We start from the raw sequence: 11,803 nt of genomic DNA on the forward strand, positions 1-11,803 counted from the left end.
TGACACGGAGCGCTCATGAGTTCACGTAACCCCGTTCTGTGGCCCGAAGGCCTGTTCGTCAAACCACAACACTTCCAACAAGCTGCGCGGGCCAGTGAAGCGGCCTTGCATCAACGCCTTGGCAGCCTCAACGCGGCCTTCTACGGCTTCAGCGAACTGCAGTTGAGCAACGAATACCTGAGCCTGGGCAAGGTCGCCATCACCAAAGCGCGCGGCATCATGCCCGATGGCACGGTGTTCGATATTCCCGCCGATCTGCCTCCGCCGCCACCCCTGGAAATCGAGGACGACGGTTCGAAAGACAGCGAGATATTCCTGTGCTTGCCGCTACGGACCGAGGGGGGCCGTGAAGTCAGCTGGCCCGACAATGCCGCCAACTTCCGCTACAACGCTCAGGCAGAGGAGATCAAGGATACCCACAGCGCCGACGGTGACCTGGTGCAGGTCGACCTGGCCGTGCCCAACCTGCAGCTCAAACGCAAAGCCGATGACAGCAGTGCCTACACCCGCCTGGCCGTGGCTCGTATCCTGGAACGGCGCCCCGACGGTAGCCTGCAATTGGATGAAACGTTCTACCCCACCAGCGTTTCGGTGCGGGCAGTGCCGGCCCTTCAGCGTTTCCTTGAAGAAATCACCAACACCCTGCGCGAGCGTGCGCGCAATCTTGCCGCCCGCATTGGCGCTTCGGGCCAGTCGGGTATCGCCGACATCCGTGACTTCAATCTGCTGCAGGCCATGAACCGCTGGTGGCCATGCTTCAACCACCTGGCCAGGCAAGGACAAACACACCCCGAGCAGTTGTACCTGTCCATGAGCCAGGCGTGTGGCGAATTCGTCACCTTCACCGACGAGAACCGGCTGCCGCAGGAATACCCGGCCTACCACCACACCGCACTGCGTACCTCGTTCAAGCCCCTGGAGGACACGCTCCGTCGAGCCCTGAGCACGGTCCTGCAACCCCGCGCCGTGTCACTGCCGCTGGAAACCCTGGACTTTGGCGTGATGACAACCACGCTGGAAGACCGGCGTCTGATCGACGAAGCCGATTTCATCGTCGCCGTGCGCGCCGACCTGCCGCCGCAGACGTTGCGCCAGATGTTCATACAGAAAGCCAAGGTCACCTCACTCGAATCCTTGAATGACCTGGTGCCGTTGCAACTGCCGGGCATCCCGCTGCTGCCCCTGCCGGTTGCACCACGCGACCTGCCCTTCCATGCGGGCTTCAGCTACTTCGAACTGGACCGCCGTGACCCCGCCTGGGCCTGCATGAAGATGGCCAACGGCTTCGGCTTCCACGTTGCAGGTGAGTTCCCAGGGCTTGAACTGCAGTTCTGGGCGATCAGGGGTGAATGATATGGAAAAAAGTAACCCTATCCTCAACGACGCGCAGCACGTTGCGAATACGGATTTGCACTCGATGCTTGAGAAGTCGCTGCCCAACGACGCACCCGCACCTGCAACTTCCACTGCATCTGCACAGGAGCAGAAGCCGGAACCTGCATATCAGGGCTACCCCGCGGATCCGGAGTTTCAGCTCAGGGGTGGCTGCGCCAATCTCATGCTGGATGCCGCAGCGCCCTTGTTCGGGCTGGTCATGCGCCTGCGCACGCTCGATGAACTGCCCAACATCAAAGATGTGCATCAGCAAGTACGTATTCAGATCGACAGCATCCGGGAAGAAATACGCCAGCACGGCTATGAGCCCGCCCAGCTGTTGGCGTACTCCTACGGCCTGTGCCTGTACATCGATGAAGCAGTGATGGATCGGCCCTGGGGCAAAAGCAGCTGCTGGAGCCACGAGCCGCTGCTCAGCATCTTCCACGATGAAACCTGGGGCGGGGAAAAATTCTTCACCGTGCTGTCCCGCCTGATGCAGGAGCCCAAGCGCTATCAGGACGTGCTGGAGTTCATGTACTTCGCCCTGTGCCTGGGCTTGAAGGGCAAGTACGCCATCGCCCCCAAGGGCGATGAGTCACTGAACGCCCTGATCCACCAGCTCCACGGGATCATCCGTGAGTTGCGCGGCCCTACGCCAGAAGAGGTCTGCGACCCCTACACCAACGTCGCCCCAAAAAACTTCCGCATGAGCCGGATATGGCCGTGGTGGAGCCCGTTGGTCATCTCCGCCATCGCCATGGCGGTGGCCTACGGGATCTACAGCTACCGCCTGCACCTGATCACAACCGAGGTGCTGGAGTCGCTGAACGGCATTTTGCAGCAATAGCCAACCGTGACACAGCACCACTGAATGCAACGAATTAGCGAGGTTTTTGCCTCGCTGACAAGCCCATCGCTCCCGATGGCCACGCCACCCGTGGTGCGCGTGCTTTACCCACATGGACGCAGGAGTAACTGCCATGCCAACACCCGCTTATATCAAGATCATAGGCCACACCCAAGGCAACATCACCGAAAATGCATTTACCGCTGAATCCGTCGGCAACGTGTTCCAACAAGGCCATGAAGATCAGATTCTGGTTCAGGAAATCAAGCATGAGGTGACTACGCCCACTGACCCCCAGAGCGGTCAACCGAGTGGCCAGCGCGTGCATAAGCCTTTCATATTCACCAGTTCACTGAACAAAGCTACCCCCCTGATGTATCAGGCACTTGCCACCGGCGAAATGCTGCCAACGGTCGAGGTCAGCTGGTATCGCACCTCCTCGGAAGGCAAACAAGAGCATTTTTTCACCACCACGCTCGAAGACGCCACCATCGTCAGCATCATTACCGTGCTTCCCCACGCACTCGACAAAGACAATGAAAACTACACCCAACTGGTTGAAGTATCGCTGGCGTATCGAAAGATCACGTGGGCTCACGATGTAGCCAACACCGAAGGCTCTGACGACTGGCGCGCACCCGCCGCCTGACCTGTGCAAATGCCCCGGGCAGGCGGCCATGCCCGCCCGGGCTTTGTGTTGATTCAGACGGCGGACAAGGATCTTTTATGCCTAGCCAATCTGATTTGCGCTACAGCTTTGAGGCTCTCGTTGGCAAAGCTGAATTCGAGGTGGTGTCGTTCGAACTCCGAGAGGGCATCAGCGCACCCTTTGAACTGGAACTGAAACTGATCAGCTTCGAAAACAACATCGACTTCGGCCATTTGCTCGACAAACCCGTGCTCTTCACCATCTTGGACGGAGAACGCCCGGTGCGGTACGTGCACGGCCTTGTCAGCAGCTTCAGCCAGGGCGAGAGTGGCTTCTACCGCACTTACTATCACGCCTTGGTCGAACCGCAACTGGCCCGCGCCAGGCTGCGCTCGAACTGGCGCATCTTCCAGCACAAGACCGTTCCGCAAATTCTCGAGCTGATGCTCAAGCGCCAGGGCATCGACCAGTACGAACTACGCGCCAGCATGGACCATCAGGTGCGCGAATTCTGCGTTCAGGCCGGTGAGACGGACTTGGCGTTCATCGCCCGCCTGGCGGCTGAAGAAGGCTTTGTCTACCGCTTTGCGCACAGTGAAAAGCTGCACAAGCTGATCATCACCGATCGGCTGCAATCACTCGGGCTGATCAGCCATGGGACCATCAAGGACGAGGCGGACGACGAGGGCTTCTTTGATGCCGACGAGCCCGTAGACCCTAACAGCGTCCTGTACCAAGCGAACAGCGGTGGCGATCAAGCCATACCCTGCCTTCGCCGCTTGCGCTACAGCGAGCAGGTACGCACCGCTCGCCAGGTGCAGCGCGACCACACCTTTACCAACCCGGCCTACCGCCAGGAGCACAGAGCCGCCGGGCCCTTCCTGGAGCACCAGAGCAAAGAGTACGAATACTTCGATTACCCAGGCCGCTACAAACGCGATGCCGTGGGCAAGCCGTTCACTGAAAACCGCATCACAGCGCTGCGCCATGATGTGCGTATTGCCGAGGTCCAGGGCGATGACGTGCGCCTGCAACCGGGGCTCAGTTTCACCCTGACCGGTCACCCACGTGACGACCTCAATGCGCATTGGCGGGTGAACACGGTTACCCATAAAGGCCACCAGTTCACCAGCCTGCAGGAAGAAGCCGCCGACGTCGATGTAAGCACGCGCTACGAGCAGACCGCAGTGCTGGTCCCCGGTCGGATCGAATGGCGCCCTGCGCCATTGGAAAAACCGCGAATCGACGGGCCGCACATGGCAACCGTCGTCGGCCCGCCTGGCGAGGAAATCTACTGCGATGAATGGGGCCGGGTAAAAGTCAGTTTCCCCTGGGACCGCGAAAGCCAGAACAACGAGTTCAGTTCGTGCTGGTTGCGGGTGTCTCAAGGCTGGGCGGGGGGCAGCTGGGGCTCGATGGCCATCCCTCGGATCGGCCAGGACGTGATCATCCATTACGTCAACGGCGACCCCGACCAGCCGATGATCACCGGGCGCACTTACTGCGGTGACCAACTGCCGCCTTACGACCTGCCCGATCACAAAACACGCATGACCATCAAGAGCCAGACCCACAAGGGGGAAGGTTTCAACGAGCTGCGTTTCGAGGATGAGCTGGGCAAGGAGGAAGTGTTCATCCATGCCCAGAGAGATCAGAACACTCTGGTCAATCACAACCAGTCCCTCTCTGTGGGCGTCGATCGCACCCAACAGGTTGGCCAGGACGAATCGGTCGCCATTGGCCGCAATCGTCTGCGCGTGGTCAAGGCCAACGACACCGTGAAAGTGGGGGGTGGCAAAAACGACCTCATCGCAGGCGACTACGAAGTCGAAGCGGGCAACACGCTGCGCCTCAAGTGCGGCAAGACCCTTATCGAAATGCACGCCAATGGCACGCTGAACATCACCTGCGAGACCTTCAACTTCACCGCACAGCAGACCGGGCAGATCAACACCCTGGCGGCAAAGCTCGACCTCAACCCAACGGGTGGTTCGGCGGGCGCGGGCGCGAACGGGCGCGACAGTGACTCACTCAAGGCTGATGTGGATGGGCATTTCGACTAGCGCTCGCACAGCCACCCTGCACTGAACTCGAAAAGGACTACCCGAGATGACCCAATACCTGACGCACGATGTAATCCTCGATCTGGGTGATGAAGCCCCCGAGGACTTGACGCTGAACATGCTGCGCTTCCCCAACAGACAAACCACGTTGGTGATTGCTCGCAGCCCTGTTGCAAACACCAAGACCCTGGATGAGGCCTTGGAGGAGCAACTGAACGTATTACGGAAGAAGTCAAAGGCGCTGACCATTACGCCCGCGAAAGTGACCCGCCTTGGAAGCAATGAGCATCCCATCGACAGTCGGGAAATGGCCATCCAGTTCATGGTCGGCGACAAGCCCCACTACCAGCTTCAGGCGGCCTGCCTGATACCGGGGCAGCAACGGATGCTGGTGCTCAACTACAGCAAGCCAGGGCCTTTGAGTGACGACGATATCAGCCACTGGCGCGCTCTCAAAGACGAGCTCCGATTTGCCTGAGCCTCTCCACGCCCCAGGACAAGGACTTTCGGATTGCTAGGAGCTTACCGCCAATGGCGCAGACCGTTCACGCCGCCCGAATGGGCGACGCAATTCTTCATCCATCGCTTGCCGCTGAAATGATCAGCGCAGTTGCCGAGGCCGTTATCTATGCAGCGGCCACCGCAGCCGTCGCCGCAGCCATCAGCTTGGCCGTTGTTGGCACCGTAGCCACTGGCGGTGCGGCTGGAGTCGCCATCGCCGCAGTCGCGGGTGTGGCAGTCGGCGCAATGAGCACCCTTTCCGTCGGCGAAGACCAGACTGTCGGCGATGCCATCTCCAGCTTTTGCGACAGCCTTGGCAACAGCGTGGACTCGCCCGATCCCTACGGAAAAATCGCGAGCGGGTCAGCCAATGTGCTCATTAACAGTGAGCCCGCTGCTCGCGCGGCCGGCATCACTGGCCCACCTGGAGGCGGCGCAGCCGATACTGAACAAGAGGAACCGTCCATCCTGGAGAACGTCGGTTCCATGGCCATGGCTGCGGTGCCTTATCTCGTCCCGTTCGTGGGGCTGGGGATGGCCATACGTGACATCTTCAACCCGCCCGTGACCACACCGGCCGCCCCAGGCTCGGAGCCCGCTGAAGGAGACAAGATCAGCTGTTCGCGCCACCCGCCCCTGCCCGACACCTTCATTGCGCAAGGCTCGGACAAGGTGTTCATCAATGGCCAACCCGCAGCGCGTTCAGGTGACAAGACCACCTGCGATGCCACGATTGATGTGAATGAAAACGTATCGCCCAATGTGCGCATTGGTGGCGGTACGGCGACGGTCCGGGACATTCGCAACGGCAAGAGCAAGATTGCGATGTTTACCGGGATTATTGCGGGGATGCTTATCTCCCGAAGGTTTGGCCGCATCAAAGGGTGCACATTAGGCAACCCGGTTGCTGTTGCCACCGGGAGCAAGCTGCAGGAGGGTCCGGAGGACATCGACTTCAATCTCCCAGGCTTGCTGGGCATCCAATGGGCACGGCGCTACGACAGCAGGGACATGCGCAGCGACGGTCTACTGGGGATGGGTTGGAGCGTCCCCTATGAAGTGGAGCTGGCCCGCCTCCCACATCCTCAAGGCGGTACGCTGTGGATCTACATCGACAACGACGGTAACCGACTGGAACTGGGCCGGCTCAGTGCCGGTGATGCCTTCGTCAGTGCCGTGGACGGCTTGGCCTTCTTCCAGCTGGAGGACGGCCAGACCGTTGTCGAAGATATCAATGAAGGGCTTTATCGGGTCTTCAATACCGACCCGTTGAATCCGAAACGCTCACGGCTGATCAGGCTCGGCGACCGCAATCTCAATTGCCTCGACCTGCTGTACGACGAACAAGGGCGCCTGAAAGCCCTCTATGACAAGTACGGCCAAACGGTCGTGCAGCTTCACTATGCCGCCAGGCATCCCCAGCGTGTCAGTGAAGTATCACGGGTGTTCCTGAAAAACGGTGGAACACCGACGGTAGAACGCAGCGAACTGCTGGTTAGCTATCGCTACACCGACAACGGGCAACTGCATGAGGTATTGGATGCGACGGGTCAACGAGTCCGCCGCTTCACTTACACCCCCGAGGGCTATCTCAATAGCCATCAACTGGCTAGCGGTGCTGTCCGCGAATACGAATGGGCGCGCTTCGTCATTCCTGAAAAGCGCCCTGCCCCCAAGCGCCTAGACGGTACGCCCTACCGCTTGCCTCCACTGCTGGAGCCCCAACCCGATCACGAGTGGCGGGTGATTCGCCACTGGGGCAGCGATGGTGAAGAGTACCGGTTCGAGTACAACCTGGAAGCCGGTGAAACCCTCGTCACGGACAACCTCGGCCGCCGTGATCACTATTACTGGGGGCCACTGTACGAGGTCTATAAGCACATCGACCCTCAGGGCAACTGCTGGCTGGCGGAAGTTATCGCCGGACAGCTGATCAAGCGCATCGACCCGCAAGGGGGTGAATGGCGCTACAGCTACGACGATATCGGCCGCCTGATCGAAACCCGCGATCCCCTCGGCCGCCGCGAACACATCAAATACCTACGACATTGGGCACTGCCCGTCCAGGTCACCGATACAGCCGGACGGACTCGGCAATACGGCTACGACAGCCACGGCAATCTGCTCTGGCAGCAGGACCCGCTGGGGCGCGAGACACAGTACCAATACGACCCGGAAGGCCGTGTTACCCAGGTCACCGATGCCCTCGAAAAGAGCAAATACCTGAGCTGGAACACGTGCGGTCAGTTGCTCAGCTACCGCGACTGCAGCAATGCCCAGACGCTGTATCACTACGACGCCCATGGCCGCTTGCGCGAAAGCATCAATGCCCGGGGTGAACACACCCACTTCCGCTACGACGCACGTGGCTATCTGGTCGAAAGCGAACGCCCGGACGGTCGCATTGACCGCTATGAGGTCGATGTTGCCGGTCAGCTGACGCGCTATATCGACCCTGCCCAGAAAACCCTGCAATTTCGCTACGACCCCAGCGGCCGGTTGGTCGAACGCACGGACGCCATGGGCTACAGCGTGAAATTCCGCTACGACGCCTATGGTCGGCTACTGCAACTCACCAACGAGAATGACGAGTCATACCGCTTCGGCTGGGACGAACTGGACCGGCTGGTGGCACAAAAAGACCTGGATGGCAGTGGCCGCCTCTATGCCTACAACGTGCTGGATGAGGTCATTCGTCTTACCCATGTGCCCTCGCCTGACGAGCAGCCGCCGCTGTCCGACAACGCCCCGCCGACACGAACGACTGCCATTCGCCATGACTTCGAGCGGGACGCCATCGGCCGGCTTGTCAGCAAGCGCACCGAAGATGGCACCACCGACTACCGCTACGACGCGGCCGACAATCTGCTGTCCATCACCTTCACAGACAACCAAGGCAAGAAGCAGCAACTCGACTACACCTACGACGCCAACGGGCAACTGCTCAGCGAAACCAACAGCGCTGGCTTGCTGCAGTACCGCTACGACGAACTGGGCAACCTGCAGACGCTAGTCCTGCCCGACCAACGCGAACTCAACCATCTGTACTACGGCAGCGGACACCTGCACCAGATCAACCTGAACGGCCGGGTGATCAGCGATTTCGAGCGTGATGCGGTGCACGACGAGGTCCTGCGCACCCAAGGCAAACTGGTCACCCGCACGCACTACGACACCAGCGGTCGCCTGGCCGGAAAGGCTATTCACTACCGCGATGCCCCTGCTGAAGTGCTGCCGCTGCTGGACAAGGCCTATCGCTACGATGCCAGCGACAACCTGGTTGCCGAGGTACTGACCCAAACCCAGCGCCGTGGGATGACCAACGCCGCCAATGACGAAGACGCGCATCTCGAACAGATCATCGGCCGCTTTCATGACCTACCCCACACGGGCAAGACTTATTCGGGACACAACCGTTACGGCTACGACCTCAACGAGCAACTGCAAACCGTCCAGCAGTCACGCCCCAACTGGCAAGCCACGCAGGTCGAGGATTTCAAGTACGACAAGGCCGGCAATCTGTTCGACGGCCCCAAGCTCAATGGCCTGATCAAGCACAACCGGGTGTTGGTGTATCAGGACAAGCGCTACCGCTACGACCGCTTTGGGCGGCTGTGCGAGAAGCGGATCGGTAGCAATTGGGTGCAGTATTTCGAGTATGACGCCGAACAGCGGCTGGTTTGCGTGGAGCAGTACCGCAGTGGCGAGCGTGAGCGGGTGGTGTTTGCCTATGACCCGCTGGGGAGGCGGATCAGCAAGGAGGTTTATCAGAGGGACTATCCAGAGCCGCGTCGGCGGGTGCTGTTTCACTGGCAAGGGTTGCGCTTGCTTCAAGAAGTGCAGAGTGGGTTGGCTAGTTTGTATGTGTATGCCTCTCCGGATAGCTATGAACCGCTGGCACGCATAGACGGCAAATTGGGTAGTGAAACGACACATTACTTTCACACCAACCTGGCCGGCCTGCCGGTACAACTGACTGACTCTGTTGGCAACGCGATCTGGCGAAGTGACTTTAAAGGTTGGGGACAACCGCTTAATGAGTGGCATAGCCTGCAACAAGCCAGCGAGCAAAACTTGCATCGTCAAGGGCAGTATTATGACCGTGAGACTGGGCTACACTTCAATACACTCAGATTCTATGACTCTGACATTGGTCGATTCGCTACTACAGATCCGATAGGACTCAGCGGCGGGCTCAACCTTTATCAATATGCTCCCAACCCACTCACGTGGATTGACCCGCTTGGATTGTGTCGTCGAGGAAATGCAGCAACCAAACGACATATGGATGCTGTCAGAGACCAATTCCTGCGTGACAACAAACTCTCTCCACACCACCACTCTGAAGGTGGACGACAGGTAGGCACTGGTATTGAGCTGAGAGAAACATATCTGAAACCCCTTCACGGCAACCCCGGCCGAAGCGGCGGTTCTTACACAGACATGACATTCATAGACTCCAAGGGCAGAACAGTATACATTCAAACAGTTGATAAAGGGAGTGTGAACGGAATGTCCAAACGCGAATGGGATAATGCAAGTCGAATTATCCAACAAGACCCCAACTCCATTGTAATTACCGTCATCAAGGGGAAGGTTGTGCCGAGCGGCACGCTAAATACTACAAACATGCCTACGGGCCAAATAATTATAAGGTAACCGCGCATGGCAAACCAAACCCCAACCCTTCTAATATTCATGACTAAAGTGGATGAGGTCAAGTTCTCTCAGGCATTAGTCTCAACCTTACCCGAGATAACCTTTCTTAACATCGGTGACTGGCCTACAAAAAAACCCCTCACGAAAAACACTCTAGGCGATTGCAGTAGCGATAGCCCCCAGCACTCCATATGGAACAAAGCAATATTACCCACAACCGATTACATAGAAAATTTTATTTTTCACAACGAAACTAATAATGCCTACTTTGGAGCAACTATTGGACCTGGCCTAATTCAGTACATCAGACCGAGCATCGCAGATTATGATAATCTTTCCCTCCGCAATGGGCGCCTATCATCATCCTACGATCCAAAAACTGACCCGCAGACTCACTATTTTGTAAAAGAAACATTCAGAATACTAAGAACAGGAGCCAGAAGAGTTTATCTAGTAGATCGTAAAACCGGACAGACAGATGACAAACCTGAACTCCATTTTTTTGCATGGCCGGACGCTGCAGAAAAATACAATGGCGACAATGGTAAATATCTAACTAATAACTTCCTAACCTATTTCGTCGCTACCCCGCGTAAAAAATCGTAAGGCACCACGACTCGCCAGCCCATTTCGGGGCATGTATAAAATGCCCCAAACGAACGACCGCCATCCGCCACGACTTCGAGCGGGACGCAATCGGCCGGCTTGTCAGCAAGCGCACCGAAGATGGCAACACCGACTACCGCTACGACGCGGCCGACAATCTGCTGTCCATCACCTTCACAGACAATCAAGGCAAGAAGCAGCAACTCGACTACACCTACGACGCCAACGGGCAACTGCTCAGCGAAACCAACAGCGCTGGCTTGCTGCAGTACCGCTACGACGAACTGGGCAATCTGCAGACCCTGGTCCTGCCCGACCAGCGCGAACTCAACCACCTGTACTACGGCAGCGGGCACCTGCACCAGATCAACCTGAACGGCCGAGTGATCAGCGATTTCGAGCGCGATGCGGTGCACGACGAGGTCCTGCGCACCCAAGGCAAACTGGTCACCCGCACACGCTACGACACCAGCGGTCGCCTGGCCGGCAAGGCTATTCACTACCGCGATGCCCCTGCTGAAGTGCTGCCGCTGCTGGACAAGGCCTATCGCTACGATGCCAGCGACAACCTGATTGCCGAGGTACTGACCCAGACCCAGCGCCGAGGGATGACCAGCGCGGCCAATGACGAAAACGCGCATCTCGAACAGATCATCGGCCGCTTTCATGACCTACCCCACACGGGCAAGACTTATTCGGGACACAACCGTTATGGCTACGACCTAAACGAGCAACTGCAAACCGTCCAGCAGTCACGCCCCAACTGGCAAGCCACGCAGGTCGAGGATTTCAAGTACGACAAAGCCGGCAATCTGTTCGACGGCCCCAAGCTCAATGGCCTGATCAAGCACAACCGGGTGTTGGTGTATCAGGACAAGCGCTATCGCTACGACCGCTTTGGGCGGCTGTGCGAGAAGCGGATCGGCAGCAATTGGGTGCAGTATTTCGAGTACGACGCCGAACAGCGGCTGATTGTAAGCGCTTCATAAACCCCACCTAACCAAAGATGGGCAGCGCACCTAGCTGTGTATTTGAGGTGTGCAATTCCATGGTAGTAGCGCTTCGTAGTCTTCCACTGAGCACGCCTGCGGCAGGCGTTCC

Annotated in this window: 7 protein-coding genes and 1 pseudogene; all 8 read left to right on the forward strand. The window is 58.3% G+C overall.

What is annotated here, in order from left to right:
- The first annotated feature begins 15 nt into the window (after window positions 1-15).
- Window positions 16-1,353, forward strand: a complete 1,338-nt coding sequence (gene tssK, locus INQ47_RS25095) for a type VI secretion system baseplate subunit TssK (RefSeq protein WP_404702853.1) — start codon at window positions 16-18, stop codon at window positions 1,351-1,353.
- Between the two features lies 1 nt (window position 1,354).
- Entirely contained in the window at window positions 1,355-2,224 is an 870-nt protein-coding gene (gene icmH, locus INQ47_RS25100; RefSeq protein ID WP_404702854.1) for a type IVB secretion system protein IcmH/DotU, read from the forward strand.
- 133 nt (window positions 2,225-2,357) lie between these two features.
- A complete protein-coding gene (locus tag INQ47_RS25105) occupies window positions 2,358-2,873 on the forward strand; it encodes an Hcp family type VI secretion system effector (protein WP_339444647.1) in 516 nt (171 codons plus the stop codon).
- A gap of 77 nt (window positions 2,874-2,950) precedes the next feature.
- Window positions 2,951-4,936 (forward strand): type VI secretion system Vgr family protein, encoded by a 1,986-nt coding sequence (locus INQ47_RS25110; protein ID WP_404702855.1) that lies wholly within the window; start codon window positions 2,951-2,953, stop codon window positions 4,934-4,936.
- A gap of 46 nt (window positions 4,937-4,982) precedes the next feature.
- A complete protein-coding gene (locus INQ47_RS25115; protein ID WP_198748449.1) occupies window positions 4,983-5,414 on the forward strand; it encodes a DcrB-related protein in 432 nt (143 codons plus the stop codon).
- Window positions 5,415-5,467: 53 nt separating this feature from the next.
- The gene (locus INQ47_RS25120; RefSeq protein ID WP_404702856.1) at window positions 5,468-10,096 is read left to right on the forward strand and encodes an RHS repeat-associated core domain-containing protein; all 4,629 of its coding nucleotides are present in this window, start codon (window positions 5,468-5,470) and stop codon (window positions 10,094-10,096) included.
- Window positions 10,097-10,102: 6 nt separating this feature from the next.
- Entirely contained in the window at window positions 10,103-10,702 is a 600-nt protein-coding gene (locus INQ47_RS25125) for a hypothetical protein (RefSeq protein ID WP_392504865.1), read from the forward strand.
- Window positions 10,703-10,746: 44 nt separating this feature from the next.
- A pseudogene (locus INQ47_RS25130) lies at window positions 10,747-11,691 on the forward strand (type IV secretion protein Rhs); the annotation flags it as partial.
- Window positions 11,692-11,803 lie beyond the last annotated feature (112 nt).

The organism is Pseudomonas sp. 3HC3 (assembly GCF_044904505.1).
In the GTDB taxonomy this organism is placed as follows: domain Bacteria; phylum Pseudomonadota; class Gammaproteobacteria; order Pseudomonadales; family Pseudomonadaceae; genus Aquipseudomonas; species Aquipseudomonas putida_Y.